The sequence below is a fragment of the Methylophilus sp. TWE2 genome, from assembly GCF_001183865.1.
Classification (GTDB): domain Bacteria; phylum Pseudomonadota; class Gammaproteobacteria; order Burkholderiales; family Methylophilaceae; genus Methylophilus.
Map to the genome: position 1 here is coordinate 388,302 of NZ_CP012020.1, position 21,833 is coordinate 410,134.

Annotated in this window: 20 protein-coding genes; 15 read left to right on the top strand and 5 right to left on the bottom strand. The window is 51.3% G+C overall.

Translation table 11 applies throughout. The annotated features are described in order from the left end of the window. Positions 1–141: 141 nt before the first annotated feature. The 7 genes from def to ACJ67_RS01830 all read left to right on the top strand — a co-directional run bounded on the left by def (position 142) and on the right by ACJ67_RS01830 (position 8,010). Positions 142–657: a peptide deformylase gene (def, locus tag ACJ67_RS01800; RefSeq protein WP_049637638.1), complete on the top strand. Its 516-nt coding sequence runs from the start codon at positions 142–144 to the stop codon at positions 655–657. A 20-nt stretch (positions 658–677) separates the two neighbouring features. Then, positions 678–1,598: a methionyl-tRNA formyltransferase gene (gene fmt / locus ACJ67_RS01805; RefSeq protein WP_049637639.1), complete on the top strand. Its 921-nt coding sequence runs from the start codon at positions 678–680 to the stop codon at positions 1,596–1,598. 143 nt (positions 1,599–1,741) lie between these two features. After that, positions 1,742–2,614, top strand: coding sequence for a zinc metalloprotease HtpX (gene htpX, locus ACJ67_RS01810; protein WP_049637640.1), 873 nt, complete (start codon positions 1,742–1,744; stop codon positions 2,612–2,614). Positions 2,615–2,729: 115 nt separating this feature from the next. Continuing rightward, a complete protein-coding gene (gene rsmB, locus ACJ67_RS01815) occupies positions 2,730–4,016 on the top strand; it encodes a 16S rRNA (cytosine(967)-C(5))-methyltransferase RsmB (protein ID WP_049637641.1) in 1,287 nt (428 codons plus the stop codon). Continuing rightward, positions 3,994–4,572 carry a DUF4390 domain-containing protein gene (locus ACJ67_RS01820; protein WP_049637642.1) on the top strand — a complete coding sequence of 193 codons (579 nt, stop codon included), beginning with the start codon at positions 3,994–3,996 and terminating at the stop codon, positions 4,570–4,572. The genes rsmB and ACJ67_RS01820 overlap by 23 nt, the downstream gene beginning before the upstream one ends. Before the next feature lie 3 nt (positions 4,573–4,575). After that, positions 4,576–6,738: an ATP-binding protein gene (locus tag ACJ67_RS01825; RefSeq protein WP_049637643.1), complete on the top strand. Its 2,163-nt coding sequence runs from the start codon at positions 4,576–4,578 to the stop codon at positions 6,736–6,738. A gap of 9 nt (positions 6,739–6,747) precedes the next feature. Further along, positions 6,748–8,010 carry a sigma-54 dependent transcriptional regulator gene (locus tag ACJ67_RS01830; RefSeq protein WP_049637644.1) on the top strand — a complete coding sequence of 421 codons (1,263 nt, stop codon included), beginning with the start codon at positions 6,748–6,750 and terminating at the stop codon, positions 8,008–8,010. A 61-nt stretch (positions 8,011–8,071) separates the two neighbouring features. Here ACJ67_RS01830 and ACJ67_RS01835 read toward each other — a convergent pair whose 3' ends face one another. Next, positions 8,072–8,452 (bottom strand): DoxX family protein, encoded by a 381-nt coding sequence (locus tag ACJ67_RS01835; RefSeq protein WP_049637645.1) that lies wholly within the window; start codon positions 8,450–8,452, stop codon positions 8,072–8,074. Positions 8,453–8,535: 83 nt separating this feature from the next. Here ACJ67_RS01835 and ACJ67_RS01840 point away from each other — a divergent pair, with 83 nt between their 5' ends. The 3 genes from ACJ67_RS01840 to ACJ67_RS01850 are packed head-to-tail and all read left to right on the top strand — an operon-like array spanning position 8,536 to position 10,035. Beyond that, positions 8,536–8,976 (top strand): GNAT family N-acetyltransferase, encoded by a 441-nt coding sequence (locus tag ACJ67_RS01840; protein ID WP_049637646.1) that lies wholly within the window; start codon positions 8,536–8,538, stop codon positions 8,974–8,976. A 47-nt stretch (positions 8,977–9,023) separates the two neighbouring features. After that, positions 9,024–9,566: a formaldehyde-activating enzyme gene (fae, locus tag ACJ67_RS01845; RefSeq protein WP_018986747.1), complete on the top strand. Its 543-nt coding sequence runs from the start codon at positions 9,024–9,026 to the stop codon at positions 9,564–9,566. A 55-nt stretch (positions 9,567–9,621) separates the two neighbouring features. Next, positions 9,622–10,035: an RDD family protein gene (locus tag ACJ67_RS01850; RefSeq protein ID WP_231587223.1), complete on the top strand. Its 414-nt coding sequence runs from the start codon at positions 9,622–9,624 to the stop codon at positions 10,033–10,035. Here ACJ67_RS01850 and lptG read toward each other — a convergent pair. After that, positions 10,032–11,126 carry an LPS export ABC transporter permease LptG gene (gene lptG, locus ACJ67_RS01855; RefSeq protein WP_049637648.1) on the bottom strand — a complete coding sequence of 365 codons (1,095 nt, stop codon included), beginning with the start codon at positions 11,124–11,126 and terminating at the stop codon, positions 10,032–10,034. The two genes, ACJ67_RS01850 and lptG, sit on opposite strands and share 4 nt — an antisense overlap. Before the next feature lie 4 nt (positions 11,127–11,130). Further along, positions 11,131–12,234: an LPS export ABC transporter permease LptF gene (gene lptF / locus ACJ67_RS01860; RefSeq protein WP_049637649.1), complete on the bottom strand. Its 1,104-nt coding sequence runs from the start codon at positions 12,232–12,234 to the stop codon at positions 11,131–11,133. Positions 12,235–12,321: 87 nt separating this feature from the next. Between lptF and ACJ67_RS01865 the strand changes: the two genes are divergently transcribed. From ACJ67_RS01865 to ACJ67_RS01875, 3 genes are read left to right on the top strand one after another with little or no spacing between them, the layout of a single operon-like run. Further along, positions 12,322–13,803, top strand: coding sequence for a leucyl aminopeptidase (locus ACJ67_RS01865; RefSeq protein WP_049637650.1), 1,482 nt, complete (start codon positions 12,322–12,324; stop codon positions 13,801–13,803). Between the two features lie 6 nt (positions 13,804–13,809). After that, on the top strand, positions 13,810–14,226 hold the full coding sequence (locus tag ACJ67_RS01870) for a DNA polymerase III subunit chi (RefSeq protein ID WP_049637651.1): 417 nt from the start codon (positions 13,810–13,812) through the stop codon (positions 14,224–14,226). 23 nt (positions 14,227–14,249) lie between these two features. Then, positions 14,250–15,122, top strand: coding sequence for a hypothetical protein (locus ACJ67_RS01875; RefSeq protein WP_049637652.1), 873 nt, complete (start codon positions 14,250–14,252; stop codon positions 15,120–15,122). A gap of 173 nt (positions 15,123–15,295) precedes the next feature. On the opposite strand, the gene xth is transcribed toward ACJ67_RS01875, so the two are convergent. Next, the gene (gene xth, locus ACJ67_RS01880; protein ID WP_049637653.1) at positions 15,296–16,066 is read right to left on the bottom strand and encodes an exodeoxyribonuclease III; all 771 of its coding nucleotides are present in this window, start codon (positions 16,064–16,066) and stop codon (positions 15,296–15,298) included. A 213-nt stretch (positions 16,067–16,279) separates the two neighbouring features. Here xth and ACJ67_RS01885 point away from each other — a divergent pair, with 213 nt between their 5' ends. Together ACJ67_RS01885 and ACJ67_RS01890 are read left to right on the top strand one after the other, a co-directional pair. Then, a complete protein-coding gene (locus ACJ67_RS01885) occupies positions 16,280–17,467 on the top strand; it encodes a CynX/NimT family MFS transporter (RefSeq protein ID WP_231587224.1) in 1,188 nt (395 codons plus the stop codon). A gap of 149 nt (positions 17,468–17,616) precedes the next feature. Further along, positions 17,617–21,324: an EAL domain-containing protein gene (locus ACJ67_RS01890; RefSeq protein ID WP_049637654.1), complete on the top strand. Its 3,708-nt coding sequence runs from the start codon at positions 17,617–17,619 to the stop codon at positions 21,322–21,324. Between the two features lie 29 nt (positions 21,325–21,353). On the opposite strand, the gene ACJ67_RS01895 is transcribed toward ACJ67_RS01890, so the two are convergent. Continuing rightward, positions 21,354–21,812, bottom strand: a complete 459-nt coding sequence (locus ACJ67_RS01895; protein ID WP_197080644.1) for a YiiD C-terminal domain-containing protein — start codon at positions 21,810–21,812, stop codon at positions 21,354–21,356. Positions 21,813–21,833 lie beyond the last annotated feature (21 nt).

Below are 21,833 nucleotides of genomic sequence, written 5' to 3' on the forward strand. Positions count from 1 at the left end.
AAAGGATGGCAGTACTCACGGTGCGCAGCGTCTGCGCAATGTCGACCAATCTAGCATGGGTTTAAAGTTCTGATCAAGGTGAAAAAAGGGCGTTTTGCCCTGTTTTCCCGCAAACTATTTGAATGGAAAGATTTGTAGAGCATGGCACACCTTCCAATTTTGCAATATCCGGATCCGCGCTTGCACACTGTGGCTAAACCCGTGCAAGTGTTTGATGAGGCATTGCAGCAACTGGTCAGCGATATGGCAGAGACCATGTATGATGCGCCAGGCATAGGTTTGGCAGCCACACAGGTGGATCAACATATCCAGTTGATTGTGATTGACTTAAGCAAGGAAAAAAATGATCTGCTGGTGTTGATTAACCCTAAAATCATTGCCCAGTCTGGCAGCCAGGATTATGAAGAGGGTTGTTTATCCGTGCCTGGCATTTATGAGAGTGTCACCCGCGCCGAATTCATCACTGTTGAGGCGCAGGACGTGCATGGCAAAACCTTCAAGCTGGATGCAGACGGCCTGCTCAGTGTGTGTATCCAGCACGAAATGGATCATCTCAAAGGCAAGGTGTTTGTTGAGTACCTGTCTCCACTGAAACGCAACCGTATCCGTACCAAAATGGTTAAGCACGCGCGCGAAATCGAGCGCAACAGTTACTAAGCACGGAACATAGAAATCATATGCGAATTATTTATGCCGGGACACCGGAGTTTGCCGTGCCTGCCTTGCAGGGGTTGATTGATGCCGGTCATGAGATTGTCATGGTACTTACGCAGCCGGATCGCCCTGCTGGACGCGGCATGCAGCTTAAAGCCAGCCCGGTCAAGCAACTAGCACTCCAGCATGGCTTGCGAGTGTTTCAGCCGGAAAGCCTCAAACCAGCCGAAGTGCAAGCCGAGCTCGCCGCCGCACAGGCAGACGTCATGATCGTGGCGGCGTACGGCCTGATTATTCCAACTGCCGTGTTGAATCTTCCTTCCAAAGGTTGTTATAACATTCACGGCTCATTGCTACCGCGCTGGCGTGGTGCCGCACCTATTCATAGAGCCATTCTGGCGGGTGATGCCGAGACCGGAGTCACGATTATGGAAGTGGTGCCCAAGCTGGATGCGGGCAATATGATCAGCAAATGGGCTGTTGCCATTACCGAAGCTGACACCACACAGAGCCTGCATGATGCGATCAGCCGTGAAGGTGCGCGCTTGATGGTCGAAGCCATGCACACCTTACAAAACACGGGGCAGTTGCCATCTGAGGTGCAAGATGAGTCGCTGGTGACCTACGCCCACAAACTGGAAAAATCTGAATCGGCCATCGACTGGACTCAGCCAGCCCAACAACTTTCGCGTCAGGTACGGGCGTTTAATCCGTTTCCGGTAGCCACAGCCAAATTTAAAGAGCAGGTCTGCAAAATATGGTTTGCGCAGGCGGCAAATGGGCAAGGTCAGCCTGGTAGGGTGCTTGAAACACAGCCTTTACGTGTGGCTTGTGGTGAAGGTGTATTGGACATTCATGAACTGCAAATGCCTGGTGGCAAACGGCAAACGGCACAGCAGTTTGTACAAGGTCAGCACGTGCAGGTGGGCAACCAGTTTTTCTAAGAACAATGGTGATCCTGAACGTCAACTGTGTTCGAGATCATCTGAGTATTTGAGTCCTTAAGTATATGGGTATCAGCCATTGAAAAACGCCTGTCATCCCCACATATTAGGAGGATGGTATTCAATGTATTCAAGGAGTATGTATGTTAGGTAACTGGACCAAAACCTTTGTGCTGATGGCAGCAATCACGGCATTATTTGTCGCTGTCGGTGGGGCATTGGGCGGTCAGGGCGGCATGTTACTGGCCTTGTTGTTGGCCGGAGGCATGAACTTTTATGCCTACTGGTTTAGTGATCAGGCGGTATTGAAGATGTATGGCGCGGTGGAAATCAATGCCGAGAACAATTTTGGCAATGGGCAGTTCCGCAATTACTACAATATGGTCAAAGAGCTCGCAGAGCGTGCGGAATTACCCATGCCACGCGTATTTGTGATCAACGAAAGCCAGCCCAATGCGTTTGCTACCGGTCGCAATCCTGAAAATGCGGCCGTTGCAGCGACCACAGGGATTATGCAAATCTTGAGTGAGCGTGAGTTGCGAGGTGTGATGGCGCATGAACTGGCCCACGTTAAAAACCGTGATACGCTGATTTCGACTATTTCAGCGACCGTTGCCGGTGCGATTTCATCTATTGCACAGTTCGGCTTGATGTTCGGTGGTGCCCATAGAGAGGGTGAGGATAGACCCAACCCGTTGATTGGTATCCTGATCATGATATTGGCGCCGCTGGCGGCGTCATTGATCCAGATGGCGATCTCGCGGTCACGCGAATATGAAGCGGATCGCATGGGCGCGGATATCAGTCGTGATCCCAAGGCCCTGGCAGCAGCGCTGGAAAAAATCCATAACTATGCCCACCAGATCCCGAACATGACAGCGGAGCAGCATCCTGAAACCGGGCAAATGATGATTATCAACCCTTTGTCTGGTGCCGACCTGGCAGGGTTGTTCAGTACCCACCCGCAAACAGAGGAGCGGATTCGCCGGTTGATGGCGTTGGCAAGCCAGTATTAAGTGCTAGACGTGTTGCAAAAGGCTTTCCTTGTGAAGGCTTTTTTTATTGCAAGCGTTTTCACTATGCAATCGGGGCGCATCAAGTAAAATAAGCTTTTTTGCCTAGAGATTCCCGGTGCAAGTTGCCCAGTTAATTGCCGCGTATGCGGTGGCCGAGGTGTTGGCCGGACATAACCTGACTGTTTCCATGCCCAAAGCCTTGCGCAAGGTCAAATCGGCCACGCCACAACAACAGGCGGCAGCGCAGGATTACAGTTATCTGACCCTGCGATTTTATGCAGAGGCGGCCGCGTACCTGCAGGCCCTGACCTCAAAGCCAGTGACAGATGATCGCGTACAGGCCTTGCTCCTGGTGGCATTGTCGCAATTGCTGCATGGTGGAGATAATGACTTCACGGTGGTTGATCAGGCGGTAGAAGCAGCCGGTAAAACCGGCCAGCGCTGGTCAAAAGGGCTGGTCAATGCTGTCTTGCGTAATTTTTTACGCCAGCGCACAGCCTTGCAATCCACGGTTGCCCAGCGAGAAGAGGTGAAGTTTAATTATCCGCAATGGTGGATAGACACCCTCAAGCAACAGTATCCGCAGCAGTGGCAAACCATCCTTGAGATCGGCAACAGCCATCCGCCCATGACCTTGCGTGTGAACCTGCGCAAGACGGATGTCGCGTCATATATGCAATGGTTGGAAAAGGCCGACATCAAAGCGCATCATTTGGGTGGGGCGGCCATCCAGTTGCAGCAGCCTTTGCCTGTCCACAAGCTACCTCATTTTGCGGCAGGCTGGGTGAGTGTGCAGGATGCCGGTGCGCAATGGGCGGCTCCATTGCTGGACCTGCAGCCGGGTATGCGCGTGCTGGATGCCTGCAGTGCGCCAGGTGGCAAGACCTGCCATCTCCTGGAGACATGCGAGGTAGATTTGCTATCGCTGGATATAGAGGCAGAACGATTGCAGCGGGTAGAGGATAATCTCCAACGGTTAGGGTTGCAGACGCAAGTGATGGTTGGCAATGCGGCACAAGCTGACTGGTTTGATGGTCAGTTATTCGACCGTATTCTGGCAGATGTGCCTTGCAGTGCCTCTGGAATTGTACGCCGCCACGTGGACATGAAATGGTTGCGCAGGCCGGAAGATCTGGCGACTTTTGCTAGAACGCAGCAGGAAATTTTGTCGAATTTGTGGCAAATGCTGGCAAAAGGCGGTAAATTGCTGTACGTGACCTGCTCAATATTTCAACAAGAAAACGAAATGCAAATTCAGCAGTTTTTAAGTACGCATGCAGATGCGACAAGATTGCCAGTCGTTTTTGACGTGTCCACATTGCCATGTCAGTCGCTTGGTGGTCAGTTATTGCCGACTGCCGAACATGACGGATTGTTTTATGCGCTACTGCAAAAACATTAATCGATTATTTTGGTCATGCGTATTGCTACTGGCCCTCACCACCTGGATGGCGGTGGCAGCTGGCAATCATGCGCATATTCGTAATGCCGAATTGGTGTTGCGTGATGATGTGTGGACGCTGGATGCGGATATGGATATCCAGTTTGGCCGCGCGCTGGAAGAGGCACTCAATAAAGGCGTGCCCCTGACTTTTTTGTATGAATTCCAAATCGTCAAACCCCTAAAGTACTGGTTTGATGACGAAGTCGTCACGGAACGACGCGCGGTCACACTTAATTATCATGCGCTGACCAAGCAATACCTGATTAATTATCCCCAGCAGCAAAAGGTATTTGACAGCCTGGGCGAGGCTAAGCGCGAGCTGGGAGTCATCCATGACTGGCGTCTTGTGCCGCATGCCACGTTGGAAAAAAACCAGTCTTATCAGGCGGCGCTCAAAATGCACCTGGATACTAGCAAACTGCCCAAAGCATTGCAGCTGGATGCATTGGGTGAAAGCGACTGGGAGTTGATGACGCCCACATTTACCTGGTGGGTAAAGGAAACGCAGCGCTAGCTTATGCGGTATGTCCTGATTTTGTCCATTTTCCTGGCAGCAGTCCTGCTTTACCTGCTGTCACTGGCCAGTGCGAATACGGCTATCAGCGGTGATTATTATCTGGTCTTGCTCTATGTCAATGCCGGATTAGCCTTGCTGTTGCTCGGTGTTATTGCTTACCAGCTGCGCCACCTTTATCTGACTACCAAAGCCAGGCAGGTCGGCAGTAAACTCAATTTCAGGTTGCTGGTCACCTTTGCGTTGATGGCATTGATTCCAGGCATGATTGTGTATCTGGTGTCTGTGAATTTCCTGTCGCGTTCGATTGAGTCCTGGTTTAACGTCAAGGTCGAATCTGCGCTGGATGGTGGACTTAGCCTCGGGCAGCGTGCACTTGATATTATGCTGGGTGATGTCAAGGAAAAGGCACAAAGCATGGCAGTGTCATTGTCTTTGCAGCCTGCACGTTCACATTACAGCCAGATTAACGATTTGCGTGAAAAGGCGGGCATTCAGGATGCGGCCTTGCTCACGCCTCAAGGGGCGATTCTAGCCGTCAGTAGTTCCGATCCCAGCAGCTTTTTGCCGGAACTACCCTCAGTCCCCCAGTTGCGCCAGGCCAGAAGTGGTGTGTACGGCAAAATCGAGCCTATTCCCGGCAAGGGTTTATACATGCGGGTGCTGATTCCGGTCGAGACCCTGGGGATTACCGGGGAAATGCGTATTTTGCAATTAATGCAGCCTGTGCCCAAAGCCCTGTCAAATACGGCTGAATCGGTGCAGGAGGTCTACCGAGAGTACCAGACCCTTTCTTATAGCCGCCAGTCACTGAAAGACATTTTCATGCTGACGCTGACCATGATCCTGCTGCTATCCATGCTTGGCGCCTTGACGATTGCCTTTGCCTTGAGCCGCCGCATGGCGCAACCATTGACGGTGCTGGCAGAAGGGACGCGCCTGATTGCAACGGGTGATTACTCGCAGCAGCTGCCTTCGTTTGGCAAGGATGAGCTCAGTGTGCTGGTGAAGTCATTTAACAGCATGACGCGCCAGTTGCAGGAGGCAAAAAATGCTTCCGAACAGAGCCGTCAGCATGTCGAATCCGCGCGTGCTTACCTTGAGGCAATTTTGTCGCACCTGAGTTCCGGCGTCATGACGATTAATGAGCGTGCCGAGTTGCGTGTGTATAACCTGGCAGCGACCAATATCTTGGGGATTTCGCTGGTCGGTTTCAAAAACAAGGTTTTTACCGAGATCGCTGCCGAAAATCCCTATTTGAGTCCTTTTACGGGATTGGTCATGCAGCACTATGAGGAAACCTTGCAGTTCGAGCGCCATGAGCGGCACATGACCAGCCAGATAGAAATTGAAGGCGTGCACGGCACGCAGATTCTGATGTTGCGAGTGACACGGCTGCCTGAAGGGGCCGGGCATGGCCTGGTAGTGGTGTTCGATGATGTCACTGCCATGGCACAGGCACAGCGCGATGCTGCCTGGGCAGAGGTGGCGAGACGCCTGGCACATGAGATCAAGAACCCGCTGACACCCATTCAATTGTCGGCCGAGCGGTTGCAGTTCAAATTGCAGGACAAGCTAGAAAGCAAAGACGCCGAGATGCTGTTGAAAGCGACAGATACGATTGTTAACCAGGTACAGGCCATGAAAAACATGGTCAATGAATTCAGCGAGTACGCCAGGACGCCCGCTGCAAAGTTGGTCAAACTGGATTTGAATGCGTTGATCCGCGATGTCAGCAGTCTTTACAATGCCTCTACGGTTAAGCTGGTGCTGGCTTTGCATGAGCAGCTGCCGGAGATTGATGCCGATGCCACCATGATGCGGCAAATTCTGCATAATCTGCTGCAAAATGCCCAGGATGCGTTACTCAATGTCGCTGATCCGCAAATTGTCATCTTGACCGATTATGATGGCGAGCGTATAAAACTCGCAGTGACCGATAACGGTAGTGGTTTCCCGACGGATGTGATGGCCAGGGTATTTGAACCTTATGTCACCACCAAGTCACACGGCACTGGGTTGGGATTAGCCATTGTCAAAAAAATGATAGAAGAGCAGCGTGGACAGATTCGCATAGACAATCTGCCACAAGGGGGCGCCAGCGTCACCATCAGCTTGCCGGTAGATAAACAACAACAGCGTCGGCGCGTTGAGCGCATCGTGTAAGGAAGTACCATGGCTTCACGTAATATTTTGGTGGTCGATGACGAGATAGGCATCCGTGAGTTGTTGAGCGACATCTTGCGTGATGAAGGGCATGTCGTGCGATTGGCGGAGAACGCGCAGATTGCACGTGACGAACGCCTCAAACTGCGACCGGATCTGGTCCTGCTGGATATCTGGATGCCGGATTGCGATGGTATCAGCCTGCTGAAAGAGTGGGCCAATGCTGGTTTACTGACCATGCCGGTCATTATGATGTCTGGTCATGGCACCATAGATACCGCCGTCGAGGCGACACGTCTGGGTGCCTTTGATTTTCTCGAAAAACCCATTGCCCTGCAAAAATTGCTCAAAACCGTGGGTGCTGCCATCAAGCACACCGAGCACCTCGCCCACACCGAAATTAACCTCTCCAGCTTTGGTAAAAGTGCTGTCATCCAGGAGCTCAAGCAGCGGTTGGAGCAACTCGCCCGACATAAAAATACGCTATTCCTGATTGGTAAAAAAGGCGGTAGTGTGCCTTTGTGCGCCAAATTTTTACGTCCGCAAAATACACCCTGGGTCGCGCTGACAGAATATGAAAAACTGGTGACTGCCCCTATGGAAATCCTGGAGCAGGCGCGTGAAGGCGTGGTGTTTGTCGATGAAGTCACCAGGCTGGGTAAAACTGAACAAAAAGGCCTGAGCCTGCTGATTAACAAATCAGAAAAATATGGTGTCCGTGTGATTTGTGCCAGTGAACATGGCTTGCCGCAGCTCATTGAAAAAGCCATGCTGGAACAGTCGCTGCTGCAAACACTGGCAGGTGCTGCGGTGAAGGTGCCGTGCCTGGATGAACACAAGGAGGATATTCCCGACCTGGCGAGTGCCATGGCTACCTTGATGGTTGAAGCCAGTAAGATTGACTATAAAGCGTTTGATGTGGCGGCTTTGAATGCTTTGCGTAATGCCGACTGGCCTGGTGACCTCGGTGAGCTGGAGTCTGTGGTACAAAACCTGCTCATGACCAGCCTGGGGGAGGTCATCACACAGGCGGATGTGCAGCGTGTACTTGCGAATTTTCAGGGCCAAGCCACGGAGTCCGCTGAGCAGCATATGCCGCTCAACCTTGACCAGCCTCTACGTGAAGCGCGTGATGAATTTGAACGTTTTTACTTTCAGTACCATATGCGGCTGGTGAAAAACAACATGAGCCGCTTATCAGAGATTTCCGGGCTGGAACGTACACATTTATACCGCAAGCTTAAACAGTTGGGGATCAAGATCAAGGGTTGAGTGTTTGCCTTTTCTGCAATAAAAAAGCCGGGGTGATCCGGCTTTTTTAATCAGACATGATTTATGAACTGCGGTTATCCAGACTGCACGCGGTTTGCGGGTAAACGCTCAGCAGCAACATGCCGCCAGCAATACCCATATAGGCGAAGAATGCATCCAGCGAGGCCTGGCCCAATACCAGCGCCATAAACACGGCCAGTCCACCTAGGACACGTGCTGATAGCTGAGTTTTAAAACCAAGAATCAGCATCAAGCCAAACACAAACTGAATCAGGATCAATAACGGGGCAAAGACTGCGGGCAAGCCAAATTGACCGAGCATCATCTGGTATTGCAGGTAACCATCCGGGGTATTCAATATGGCCATCAGTTTTAAAATCACCACGCCAAAAAATACCAGTCCCAGCAAAATTCTGGCTGCTGCAGTTTGAAAACGACTCATTTCTTTTCCTCAAATCCTGTTTTAATAAAGCACGTATGATGCCTGTCGACAGTTACAATTGCAATATTTCCCCTGGAACGGCTATGACTGTACAACGCACCAAGCTCATCATCCATACCCTGGCGATGCACGATCCATTATGGCCAGCGTGCTGCCATATCCGGCAACGCGTGTTTATCGAAGAGCAGCATGTGCCTGTCTCGCTGGAGTGGGATGAGACAGATGAAACCGCGCTACATCTGCTGGCAAGCCGCGATGGTCAGGCCGTTGCCTGTGCCAGGGTCGTGCCTGAAGGCTATATCGGGCGCATGGCTGTGCTGCCTGAATGGCGTAGGCAAGGAGTCGGTGAGGCATTGTTGTTGCAGGCGATCCAGACTTGCCGCCAGTTTGATGTGACGCATGCGCGTTTGTCGGCACAAATGCATGCTATCGGTTTCTACCAGCAGGCCGGGTTCGAAGTCTGTAGCGAACCGTATCTGGATGCCAATATCTTGCATGTTGATATGCAACTTGAGCTGGTATAATAACGGTTTCAGTTTTTCTCCAACTTGCAGACATAAAAGGAATTCTCATGTCAAAAATCGTAATGAAAGCCGGTGAAGCAACCGTATTTTCCGAAGGCAAAGATGTGACTGCAGCCATGCCGGAAATCGTCATCGGTTCTGTAGACGGCCCGGTCGGTACTGCGTTTGCCAACATGATGGCGCAAACCAAAGGCCATACTGCCATGTTCGCCGTGCGTGACATTAACCAGATGGTACGTCCTGCCACCATGATGGTGCCAAAAGTCACCTTGAAAGACTCGCTGAACATTGAACTGTTTGGTGGCGTGGTGCAAGCAGGCGTGGCTGATGGTATTACTGATGCCGTGATCGAAGGCATTATCCCTAAAGAGCTGGTGAATGACCTGTGCATCGTTGCATTGCTGTGGATTGATCCAGGCTGTGCCAAGGAAGCAAACCTGGACAAGGCTGACCTGTACAAAAACAACTACGAAGCGATCAAACTGGCCTTGAAACGTGCCTTGAACGACGAGCCTAGCATTGATGAAATCATCGCTAACCGTCACAAAATCAAGCACTGTATGTGGGAAGATAGCTGGGATCAGAAGTAATCCAAGCGTTTTCTGCCTGACCCCGCAATTGCGGGGTTTTTGCTATCTGGATTAAATGATGAAGTACTTGATTAAACGTTACCTGGCAGTGCTCTACGAGGCCTTGCTCATGCTGGCCCTGGCCCTGGCCCTGACGGCGGCCTATGTGATGCTGGTGGGCGATGCCGGACATGGCTGGAAGAGGCTGGGACTGCAAGCTTTGCTATGGCTGGTAATGGGCGCTTATTTCGTGCGCTGCTGGGTGGTGACCGGGCAAACGCTGGCAAGCCAGACCTGGAAACTTAAAGTGGTGGATGGGCATGGTCATCAGTTGCTAAGCGAGCAGCAAGCCATCCTGCGTTATGTAGTGGCTAGCTTATTGTTGGTACCTGCCGGATTGACATTGTGGTGGGCCTTGCTGGATCGCGATCAGCAGTTCTTGCATGACCGCCTGTTAGGATCACGCATCATTGAATTACCCAGGACTTAGCGCCGTTCAACGTAATACAGCATGCCGAGACCAGCCGCTAAAAAAATCAGTGTCGGGCTGATGGCGCTCACAAGCGGGGACCAGTCATTCAGTACCCCCAAGTGCACAAACACACGGTTCATGATCTGGTAGACCACGCCCAGGAAAATCCCAGCAAAAATCTTGGCACTGATGCCGCCTGCGCGTTGCTGTAAAAAGCCAAATGGCAGGGCCAGCATGACCATTACCAGGCAGGCCAAGGGGTAAACCAGCTTGGACCATAACGCGACCTGGTAACGGGTGCTGCGCTGGCCATTCTGATGCAGGTACTGGATAAAACTATACAGGTTCCATGCCGACATTTTCTCTGGCAGTACTAGCAAAACATTGAGCAATTCCGGTCTGATCAGGGACTCCCACTTGGTTTGCTTGAAAAATTGCGAGGTGACCGAGTTGTGCTGGACGGCCTTGCTGGTGTTCATTTTGGTTTGTGTCACATTGGATAATACCCAATGGTCATCCTCAAAATAACCTTTGTCAGCATGACTGATCGTGCGTAAACGGAACTCAGGATCAAAGTCATAAATACGGATATCTACCAGGCTGGAGTCCGGCATCACCGTGTTGACATTGACGAAGCTGCTGCCATCCTTGATCCAAAGGCCAGACTGGAAATCCTGCGCAATGACGGAGTCCGTGGCCTGGATACGAATGCGTTGCGCCATTTTTTCGCTGATGGGGGCAATGACCTCACCAATCAGGAAGGTGACCACCGCAAAGACCAGGCCGATGCTCAGCAGCATTTTGGCAATGGTTTGCAATGAAATGCCGCTGGTGCGCATAACGATGAGTTCGGAGCTGCTGGCCATGGCGCCGAGTGTGTAGACAATCCCCAGAAGCACGGCGACCGGGGCGACTTCGTAAATATGGCCGGGAATGCTGAGGCCCACGTAAATCAGCATGCTGTTGATGCCGTAATGTCCTCTTCCCAGGCTGTCCAGCTCTTGCAACAGGTCAAAGAAGGAAAACATGGCGAGCAGGCCCAGCAGCACCAGCATGATGCTAAAGCTGATTTCTTTCCAGAAATAACGATTTAAGATGACGAGTGTCATGGCTTTATACGCGTTTTGCCCGACGTTTGAACCAGTCGGGAATCAATGGTTTAAGGTATTTGCGCCGGTAATATAAATACCAGCCAAGCAGGATAAAGCTTAAATGCACTGGCCATAGCCCAACGACAATCGAAATTTTCCCCTGCGTGATCCATGCTTGAAAGATACTCAGCATGTTGTTGTAGATGATAAAGATCAGGATGGCAAACATAATGTTGAGTGAACGCCCGGCGCGGGGGTCGACAAAGCTCAAAGGGATGGCAAGTAAAACCATGACAATGGTCGAAATGGGAATGGCTAGCCGCCAGTGAAGTTCTGCCTGATCAGCAGTCGTGGCGCCAGTGATTAATGATTGTGTAGACTTGGTTTGCGCAGTACTGGTCGGCGGTGTGGATTCCTTGATCTCTACCCGTATATCGTAACGTTCGAATTCAGTCGTGGTGACTTCCAGAGTGTTGGGGATGGTTTCATAGCGTCGGCCCTGTTCCATACGCAGGAAATTGTCGCCGTTTGGCGCTTTGTAACGGCTACCTCTATTGGCGGTGATAATGCCGGTTTTGCCATGCTGCTGCGATTGCACAAAGATATTCTTGACCTCGTAGCCCAGTTTGTCGAAGCTCTCAATAAAGTAAATACGCTCACCGTTATTGGACTCTTTAAATGTCCCTGGGCTGATGGAGGAGAGTTCGTCACGCTTTTTAAGTTGTGCCCGATAGTTTTCGGCCTTGTCATTGGCCCAGGGCATGATCACCAGGCTGAACAGGCTGATGATGATTACGATAGGCGTAATAAAACGCATGATGGGCATCACCCACTGGCGTAAACTGAGCCCGGCATTCATCCAGATGACCATTTCCGAATCACGGTGCCAGCGCGTCAGCGTCAGGAGGACTGCCAGGAAAATCGCCAGCGATAGCATCATGGGCATGAATTGCACCAGGCTGAAGGTCAGGATGGTGCCGATGGCGTCATTGGGTAAAATGCCCTTGGACACCTGGCGCACGATATTGCCGGCACGTTGAGCTACCACAATACCGAGGATAATCAGGAAAATCGCAGAGGCCGAGGACATTAACTCTGCAGACAATGCACGTTTGAATATTTTCAATTTAGATGCACCGCTTTGAAATCAGCATAAAACACTAGATAATACAACCATCACTCAGGCTAGTTGCATGAACCAAAAAGGATAAAGATGGAATTTAGCATAAAAAGCACCTCCCCGGAAAAATTGCGTACGGATTGTTTGCTGGTCGGCATTTATGAAGGGAAAAAACTGACGGATCTGGCGAAATCACTGGATGCTGTCAGTGAAAAAGCAATTTCTAACGCCCTTAAGTCAGGGGATATGGAAGGCAAGGCGGGCAGTACGCTGATGTTGCGTCAATTGACAGGTGTCATGGCCTCAAGAGTCATGCTGGTTGGCCTGGGTAAAACAGATGAAGCCACTTTAAAGAGCGTGCGTAATAGTTTCCGCGCCGCATTAAAAGCCTTGCCCACCGGGGTGGAAAATGTTGCGACTGACTTTTCCAGCCTCACCCTCAAAAAAATAACAGTCCAGCAAAAGGCCGCGGCATTGGCTGAAGTGGCATTGGATGCCACCTATAAAGTGAATGCCATCAAGGCCAAGTCTGTGGAGCCGCACCCGCTAAAACAATTACTTCTATTGGTAGATAAAGCCGATACTGATGCCGCTGAAGCTGGTGCCAAGCAAGGCCGTGGCTTGGGACAGGGTGTTGCCCTGGCTAAAGACCTCGGCAATCTGCCACCTAATATCTGTACGCCGACGTATCTGGGCAAGCAGGCTGAAAAACTGGCCAAAGACTATGGATTCAAGGTGGAGGTGTTGGACCAGGCAGCGATTGAGAAACTCAATATGGGTTCCTTCCTGGGGGTGACGCGTGGCAGTGAAGAGCCGCCGCGTTTTATTGTGCTGCAGCATTTGCAAGGTAAAAAGTCGCAGAAACCAGTTGTGCTGGTGGGGAAAGGCATCACGTTCGATACCGGCGGTATTTCGCTCAAACCCGGCGCAGACATGGATGAAATGAAATATGACATGTGCGGCGCGGCCTCTGTGCTAGGTGTGTTTAAAGCCATTGGTGAGTTAAAGTTGCCGCTCAATGTGGTTGGCCTGATCCCGACCTGTGAAAACATGCCGAGTGGCCGTGCCACCAAGCCCGGCGATATCCTGACCAGTATGTCCGGCCAGACGATTGAGGTATTGAATACCGATGCCGAAGGTCGCCTGATTCTCTGCGATGCGCTGACGTATGCCGAACGTTTCGAACCTGCTGCCGTGATTGATATTGCCACCCTGACCGGTGCCTGTGTGATTGCCTTAGGCCACCATGTCAGCGGCTTGTTTGCCAATAATGATGACCTGGCGAAAGCCTTGCTGGCAGCCGGTGAGCAAGCCAATGACCGAGCCTGGCAAATGCCATTGTGGGACGATTACCAGGGCCAGCTCGACAGCAATTTTGCTGACATGGCCAACATTGGCGGCCGTGCGGCGGGTAGTATTACCGCGGCCTGCTTCCTGTCACGCTTTGCCAAAAAGTATGATTGGGCACACCTGGATATTGCAGGCACGGCCTGGAAATCTGGCAAGGAGAAAGGCGGCACAGGTCGTCCTGTCCCCTTGCTGGTGACTTATTTGCTGGAGCAAGCAGCCAAGTAAGCGGTCATGACCAAGATTCGTTTTTATACTGACGTGACAGACCAGGTGGCCTTGATACAGCATCTTGTCAGCCAGGCCTTATCGCGGCAACGGCAGGTAACCATTTATGTGCCAGACCGGGAACGGGCGTTGCAACTGAGTGAAGGGTTATGGCTGCAATTTGCCGACAGCTTTTTCCCGAATGCATTGGCTGATGCTGAACATGCGGCTTTGGCACAAGTGCAGTTGGCCTGGCAACCAGAGCAGATTCGTCAGGATGACCTGTTATTTAATTGCCAGGCCACGCTGCCCAAATTTTTCAGTCGATTCCGCCACCTATTTGAGCTGATTGGTACGGAAGAACAGGAAAAGGTGGCTGGACGGCAACGTTGGACGTTTTACCGCGAACGCGGTTATGAGATTCAGCATATGAGCAAGCAGTAATTCAGCTTGTATACGGAGGTTGTGTGGATATTTCAGAAATTCCGGTGTTAACCAAGGTGGTACAAAAAGCCGCGGCGCCTGCTGCGGATATGGACGAACTGGTGATACAGCTTAAAGAGGCATTGCTCCCTGAAATTGCACAGATGGTTGCAGCCCAATTGGCCGGACAGCCTAACGATGCGCTTGGGGCCGGGCAGCAATCATTGGCTGACTATGCCAATACCTTGCAGCAGGAGTTGACGGTAAAAGCACAGGTGCAGATGGGTGACACGATTCAATCCGTTGAGCAGGCCTTCACTGAAGCCATGGGGAATATCAGCAAACAACAATTGCAGACATTTCAAACCACGCTGGAAAGTCAGTCACAACAGCAATTGCAGGTGATTGAAGAAAAACTCTCGCAGTTAACTGACACACAACAACAGTTACTGTCCTCAGCGGAACAGTCGTTACGAGAAGTCTTGGAACAGGCCACGGCACAATCGCTGGAAAATGCCATCAACCCGTTGATTGAACGCCAGCAAGCGCAATTGGAAGGGCGTGTGCAAGTGTTACGTGAGCAATTGGAGCGTGGCCTTGATGCACATTTGCAGCAACTGCAAGAAAATAGCCACCAAACGCTGACTGCTGGTCAGGAAGCCGCCACCACACAACTGGTGGCAGAGTACAAAGCGTCTTTGCAGCAGGCCTTTGCCGAATTAAATGCGACACAACTCAGCGAATTCAGGCAAAACATGCAGTCTGAATTGATGACTTCTGAAACTGTTTTGCAGGAAAAAGTCGCGGCCATGGTCGCCACGCAATTGCAAGAGATGGAGGCTGAGATGAACAAACGGTTGAAATCGCGCATCCTAGAAGTCTTGCAGGGCATCAAGTTTGTGATGCCCACCATATAACCCAGATTTTCCATCAGGCGATTTTCACTCTACTTGAGCGTCAACTTGTTCAGATTGCGTCTTTTTTGCGCAAATTTTCGGTCAACAGAATGACTATTGATCCTCAAATATCCACAAAAAATCCATCAAACTGACCTGCGTTGTCATTTCAAGCCCCAGTAGACTGAGATTAGTTAAGCATCAGCCAGTGTCAGCACCACTGGGGTGTGGTCACTTGGACGCTCCAGTTTGCGGGGTGCCTTGTCTATGATGCAGCTTTGACATAAAGGCTTCAAGGCTTCGCTGACAAGGATATGGTCTATGCGCAAGCCCATGTTGCGGCGGAAAGCCGCCATCCGGTAATCCCACCAGCTGAATTGACCGGCTTCTTCATTAAATAGCCGGAAACTGTCGTGTAATCCCAATCCCAATAGTTGTTGAAACGCCTCCCGCTCCGGCGGGCTCACCAGCACCTGTCCTTGCCAGGCTAGCGGGTCGTGGCAGTCCCTGTCGTCTGGGGCAATGTTGTAGTCGCCCAGTAACGCCAGTTTGTCGTGCTGCCTGAGTTCTTCTTTCACCCATGCATGCAATACCCCTAACCAATTCAGTTTGTACTGGTATTTGTCAGAGTCTACGGACTGTCCGTTGACCACATAAGCGCAAATCACACGTACACCCTGGATTGTCGCAGCAATAATTCTTTTTTGCGTGTCGGCAAAATCAGGTAGGTCCAGATGCACATTTTCAATTGGGTGTGGGCTGATGATGGCAACCCCGTTATAGGTTTTTTGCCCGTTATGCACTGCGTGGTAACCTGCTTCTTTCAGCGCCGCATACGGAAACTTGCTATCTTCCTGTTTGGTTTCCTGCAGGCAAAGGACATCTGGCTGATTGGCAGCCAGCCAGTCCAATACATGCGGCAAACGTACAGTCAGTGAATTGACATTCCAGGTAGCCAGTTTCAACAATATTCTCCCCAACTTTTTAAAGGCGCTTTAGCCGCGCCAGAATTATCCAACACAGGATTCCTGCGCATTTTACATGAGTCTGTGGCGCGTGCTGCCACATCACTGCAGTGATGTGCTTGCGTCTGGCAGGATATCAGGCAAATGGCGTATTTTTAAATCCTGCCATCGCCACTACAGTCTTGCCTGACAGGATTTATTCAGGAGCAACGCATGCCAGGCAATAAAGCAAGTTTTTCCAGGGCCGAATGGGGATTGATTGTAGCCATTGTATTGGTGGCGATCAGCCTGCGACCAGGGATTGTCTCTATGGGGCCGGCCTTGCCTGCCATCATAGACACCTTCCAGTTAACCCATGCCATGGCCTCGATGATGACGGCGATCCCTGATGTCTTGATGGGCGCATTAGCCTTGCCTACCCCCTGGCTGGTGCGCCGCTTTGGTGTGAACAGAGTGCTGATGCTGGCGCTGGGTATCTTGAGTATTGCGATGATCGTGAGAGCTTATGCAGCCAACAGTACTGTCCTGATGACGGCAACGGTAGGCGTGGGTGCAGGCATTGCGGTGGCGGGTGCCATGTTTGCCGGTATCGCCAAGGCCAGTTTTGCCAATCACGCGGCTTTCATCATGGGGGTGTATGCCACAGCCCTATCTTTAGGGAGTACGTTGTCAGCCGGATTCACCGGCTGGATATTGCAATCGGCAGGCTGGCGGCTGGCCACTGGTGTCTGGGCGATTTTTGGCCTGATTGCAATCGTCGCCTGGTGGTGGGTGATACGGAAATCAATCACAACCAGGCGACTTTCTGCAGTGCCATCTATGACAGCAATTCCTCAATCACGATTGCCATTGCGCACGCCAGTGGCATGGCTGATTGCGTTATTCTTTGCCTGTGTCAATTTCCTGTTTTATTCCATCCTGACCTGGACCGCTAGCATGTACCAGGAGCGGGGGATGTCTGCCGCTGAGGCGGGAGCTGTCCTGGCCAGTTTCACTTTTTGTTTCATGCTCGCCAGCCCCATTGTGGGCATGTATAGCCGAGATATCGACAGGCGAGGTTGGCTGGCAGGCTGTGCATTATTGTCTACCATAGGCCTGGTTGGCATTGCCACTCCTGGGACATTGGCTTGGCTATGGGTACCATTGGCAGCGCTTGGCCTGGGCGGCGCATTTACGCTGGCAATGACCTTGCCGCTAGATCATACGCATAGCCCCGACGCGGCAAATCGCTGGAATGCCTTTGTGCTCACCATTGGCTATCTGATTGCGGCGACCGGGCCGTTTATCATGGGATGGATGCGGGATATCAGCGGCCACTTTACTGGCGCATACCAATTACTGGTGGTGGTTTCTTTATTGATGTTGGCGTTGGCCACAAAGTTAAAACCGCCGGTGCATTGAGTCTGCGCATTCAAATGCATTGATACCACTATAAACGCCTGCTTATTTGGGTCATGTGTTCAACATCTTTTGCGGTATAAATTAAGCTGGATACGATTGTCGGCAGTTTGCCTAATCAGTCATTGCACTTAATTATTACTCCAATACGCATGAAGCTTGTTCCCATCCTGTGGTTGATCAGATGGCTGCTGACACTTGTCACGCTGGCCGGACCAGCCATCTCCTTCGCTTCGGAAACGATTACCGTACAACTCAAATGGCGCCACCAGTTCCAGTTTGCGGGTTATTATGCAGCGGTTGAGCAGGGCTATTATCGTGAAGAAGGGTTGAATGTCCGGCTCGTAGAAGCTAGCAAGAACCTGTCACCGTTGCAGCAAGTACTGTCAGGGCAGGCCGACTACGGTATTGGTGATGCAGATATACTGGTGTCGCGCATTTCCGGTAAGCCGGTGGTGGCCTTGGCCGCCATTTTTCAACACTCTCCAGGCGTATTACTCAGCCTGAAGCAAAGTAATATTCAAACGCCCGCAGATCTCATAGGTAAGCGTGTCATGCTGTCCAGTAATGGGCAGGGCGTATATCAATTCAAGGCCATGTTGTTGAAACAGCATCTGGATATCCGCCAGATGACCATTGTGCCGCATACCTGGCGCCTGCAAGACCTGATCGAGGGCAAGGTAGATGTGGTCTCTGCCTATGCCATGGATGAACCTGGGCAGTTGCAGCAAATGGGCTATGAACCCTCTGTGATCAGCAATCAGCCCTATGGCGTAGATTTTTATGGCGATGTGCTGTTTACCAGCGAGCAAGAAATTTCAGAGCATCCTGAGCGGGTACAGGCCTTTTGGCGGGCAACCAAAAAAGGCTGGATGTATGCCTTCAAGCATCAGTCAGAAATGGCGGAGTTGATTGCAAACATGCCTGGTGTCACCACGCGTGGCCTCAATAAACAAATGTTGTTACATGAGGCTAACGTGATGTTGCCTTATGTGCTCACCGATCTGGTCCCTTTGGGGCATATGAATGAAGAGCGCTGGAACAGCATTGCACAGACCCTGGCTGATCTGGGCCTGGTACCGCAACAGTATAGCTTGGAAGGATTTCTGTATCAGGATGATATGCTGGTCAAGCGGCCATACATGGTCTGGCTGTTGCGCGGTATTTTTATCCTGCTGCTAGTGCTGGGGGCTACCTTCGTCTGGAACGTGCAGATACGGCGACAGGTCATCCAGCGTACCCAGGCCTTACAAAACGAGATTGATAGGCGTACCCAGGCTGAATATTTGTTAAAAGTGGCGGGTAGTGTGGCAAAAATCGGTGGTTGGGTCATTGACCTGAAAACCAACCTTATTCATTGGTCTGATGAAGTGGCTGCTTTGCACGATATGCCGCCTGGATACTCGCCTACCGTTGAGGAGGGGATGAGTATGTTTGTGCCCGAGTCGCAACCGATCATGGCCAGTGCGCTCAAGGCATGTATGGAGGCCGGGGTGTCATATGATCTGGAATTAGAGAAAATCACTGCCACCGGTCGCCGGTTTTGGGTACGTGCCATGGGGCAGCCTGTACGTGACAATGCCGGCAATATTATCAAGCTGCAAGGATCCCTGCAGGATATTACTACGCATAAGCAACTGGCAGCGATCAAGGAAGGGCAGGATAGGATCCAGGCCATGATGTTGGCAGATATTTCCTTATCTGAGATTCTGCATACAGCGGTGTTGCTGATTGAACATCAATTCCCGGATGCCTGCTGTGCCATATTATTGCTCGATCAGGAAGGCTCGCATTTGCGGCATACAGCCTCCGCCAGATTGCCTGCTGCCTATGCGCAAGCCATTGATCGTATGCAGTTGGGCAGTTGCGGCATTGCAGCATTGACAGAGGGTAGAGTCGTGGCTGAAGACATCAGTGAGCACCCACTCTGGGATCAGTGCTATGAACTCGCCAGCATGCACGGTTTACGTGCATGCTGGAGTATGCCTGTCTTGTCCCGTAGCCGACGTGTGCTTGGTGTGCTGGCCATGTACCGCCAGCAGCGTCACGTTCCGAGGTTGGCCGAACTGGATTTTGTCGATAGTTATGCGCAGATTCTGGGATTGGCGATTGAACGTGAGCAATCGGATGAGCAATTGCATCTGTTACAAAGTGGCGTCTCCAGGCTCAATGATGTTGTCATGATTACCGAGGCACCCATGCATGCGCCCATGCAGCAGAAAATCGTATTCCTCAATGAGGCTTTTGCAAGGATTACCGGTGTGCCTGTTAAGCAATTGCAGGGCACTTCACCATTTGAGCTGTTTCAAGAGGCCACACCAGGGCGTGAGCTAGAGCGCATCAAGAGCGCTTTCCTGCAGATGCAGCCAATCAAGACTGAGGTGGTAGCCATTAACCAGGAAGGCGTTGGCATTTCACTTGAAATGGATGCACTGCCTTTGCATGACAAAGGTGGCCTGGTCACGCACTGGGTGGCTGTGCTGCGTGACATTACCCAGCGCAAGCAGGCCGATGCGCAGATCCGCCAACTGGCCTACTACGACACCATGACTGGCTTACCTAACCGATTGTTGTTGCAGGACAAGTTGTCTTCGCACGTACGCAAAGCCATGCGAAAACAAGTAGGTGGTGCCTTGTTATTTATTGATATCGACAACTTCAAGACACTCAATGATACCTATGGTCATGACGTCGGCGATGCCTTGCTGGTCGAAGTTGCCAAACGTATCAGACAGTCCGTCCGCCGTTTGGACACCGTCAGCAGGTTGGGTGGTGATGAGTTTGTGGTGGTCCTGGATAGCTTGCATTACGATTCAGCACAGGCCGAAAAACAGGCCCGGAGAGTCTGCGAGAAGATTATGGCTGCATTTAAAAAGCCATTCAAACTCAAACATTACCAGCACTACACCACCCCCAGTATTGGTGTGGTGTTATTTGACCCTGAACACCTGAGCCAAACAGACGAATTGCTGCGCCGGGCAGACCTGGCCATGTACAAGGCCAAAGAGGCAGGCAGGAATGGTTTCCGCTTTTTTGACGCGCAAATGGAAACCGAACTCCGTCAGCGGGTGGCGCTGGAAGCTGACTTACATGCAGCCATTGAAAAGCAAGAGTTCACGCTGCATTTCCAGCCACAATACAACCAGGCCCACGAGATTGTAGGTGCTGAAGCACTCGTACGCTGGCAGCATCCTGAGCGTGGATTGATCATGCCAGGGCAATTTATCAGCCTGGCTGAAAGTTCTGGCCAGATTGGAGAACTGGGCCATTGGGTATTAAAGGAGGCCTGCAAAATGCTGCAGCGCTGGTCTACGCATCCGCAATTGCGTCATTTGGTGCTCTCGGTCAATGTGAGTCCCAAACAATACCTGCAGCCCGCCTTTGTCGCTGAGATACAACAAATGCTTGTCGAGACTGGCATTTCACCACAACGCCTCAAACTTGAGCTGACAGAAAGTATGCTGGTAGATAAAGTCGAAGACATTATTGCCAAGATGGCGGCGCTCAGGGAGCTTGGCATTTGCTTTTCGCTGGACGACTTCGGCACGGGATATTCCTCATTGTCTTATCTGAAGCGCTTCCCGTTTGACCAGTTAAAAATCGACCAGTCATTTGTGCGAGATATGCTGAATGGTCATGATCATGAGAGCATTGTGAATGCCATCATTTCGCTGGGTCAGAGTTTGCAACTGGAAATTCTGGCTGAGGGGGTAGAAACAGAAGCGCAGTTAAATGTCCTGAAAGACCTGGGGTGTGAGATATTCCAAGGCTACTACTTTACCCAGCCATTAAGCCTGGAAGCATTCGAGGTATGGATATCGCAGCCAATAAACTCGGCCAAGCATACCGCCACAGCCTAAGCCGTTAACACGGTCTTAACTGGCCAGGCTTATTGGTAAAGCACAAACACCCCTTCAAACGTAGAAGTCGTTTTGGTTTGACACACGATGCGAGCCTGCACGGTCATTCTCGCGCGACCCTTGTCACGATAATCCGCCACAAATTGCGCCCATGTTTCAGCGGATGGCAAAGTGGCGATACAGTCAAAGTCGGCATGCACGGGCAACAGAAATTTAATCTCCTGCTGTTTGATGACCAGGTTTCCTGCCAAGCCTAACCGTTGAATGTTGTGCTTCAACAGTGACCAGGCGGTGGTGATCGAAATGGCGGCAATACTGCCACCAAATACAATATCCAGATGGTTTTTATTGAGCGCATACGAGCCGCGCACAACCAACTCGGTCTCGCCTATTTCGGTAAACTGAATGCCAAAATTTTTGGTTTGAGGGATCAGCTCAAACAGCGTTTCTTCAAATGTCGTTTCGAGGGATGTCACTTTACTTTCCATATGTCGCTTCTCTTCAGATGA

Bases quoted from the DNA above. Each gene is read 5' to 3' on its own strand.
- def (WP_049637638.1), top strand. From the start codon at position 142: ATGGCACACCTTCCAATTTTGCAATATCCGGATCCGCGCTTGCACACT.
- fae (WP_018986747.1), top strand. From the start codon at position 9,024: ATGTCAAAAATCGTAATGAAAGCCGGTGAAGCAACCGTATTTTCCGAA.
- ACJ67_RS01885 (WP_231587224.1), top strand. From the start codon at position 16,280: ATGCCAGGCAATAAAGCAAGTTTTTCCAGGGCCGAATGGGGATTGATT.
- ACJ67_RS01840 (WP_049637646.1), top strand. From the start codon at position 8,536: ATGACTGTACAACGCACCAAGCTCATCATCCATACCCTGGCGATGCAC.
- ACJ67_RS01890 (WP_049637654.1), top strand. From the start codon at position 17,617: ATGAAGCTTGTTCCCATCCTGTGGTTGATCAGATGGCTGCTGACACTT.
- fmt (WP_049637639.1), top strand. From the start codon at position 678: ATGCGAATTATTTATGCCGGGACACCGGAGTTTGCCGTGCCTGCCTTG.
- ACJ67_RS01870 (WP_049637651.1), top strand. From the start codon at position 13,810: ATGACCAAGATTCGTTTTTATACTGACGTGACAGACCAGGTGGCCTTG.
- ACJ67_RS01850 (WP_231587223.1), top strand. From the start codon at position 9,622: ATGATGAAGTACTTGATTAAACGTTACCTGGCAGTGCTCTACGAGGCC.
- htpX (WP_049637640.1), top strand. From the start codon at position 1,742: ATGTTAGGTAACTGGACCAAAACCTTTGTGCTGATGGCAGCAATCACG.
- ACJ67_RS01835 (WP_049637645.1), bottom strand. From the start codon at position 8,452: ATGAGTCGTTTTCAAACTGCAGCAGCCAGAATTTTGCTGGGACTGGTA.
- ACJ67_RS01825 (WP_049637643.1), top strand. From the start codon at position 4,576: ATGCGGTATGTCCTGATTTTGTCCATTTTCCTGGCAGCAGTCCTGCTT.
- lptG (WP_049637648.1), bottom strand. From the start codon at position 11,126: ATGACACTCGTCATCTTAAATCGTTATTTCTGGAAAGAAATCAGCTTT.
- ACJ67_RS01895 (WP_197080644.1), bottom strand. From the start codon at position 21,812: ATGGAAAGTAAAGTGACATCCCTCGAAACGACATTTGAAGAAACGCTG.
- ACJ67_RS01820 (WP_049637642.1), top strand. From the start codon at position 3,994: ATGCGCTACTGCAAAAACATTAATCGATTATTTTGGTCATGCGTATTG.
- ACJ67_RS01830 (WP_049637644.1), top strand. From the start codon at position 6,748: ATGGCTTCACGTAATATTTTGGTGGTCGATGACGAGATAGGCATCCGT.
- ACJ67_RS01865 (WP_049637650.1), top strand. From the start codon at position 12,322: ATGGAATTTAGCATAAAAAGCACCTCCCCGGAAAAATTGCGTACGGAT.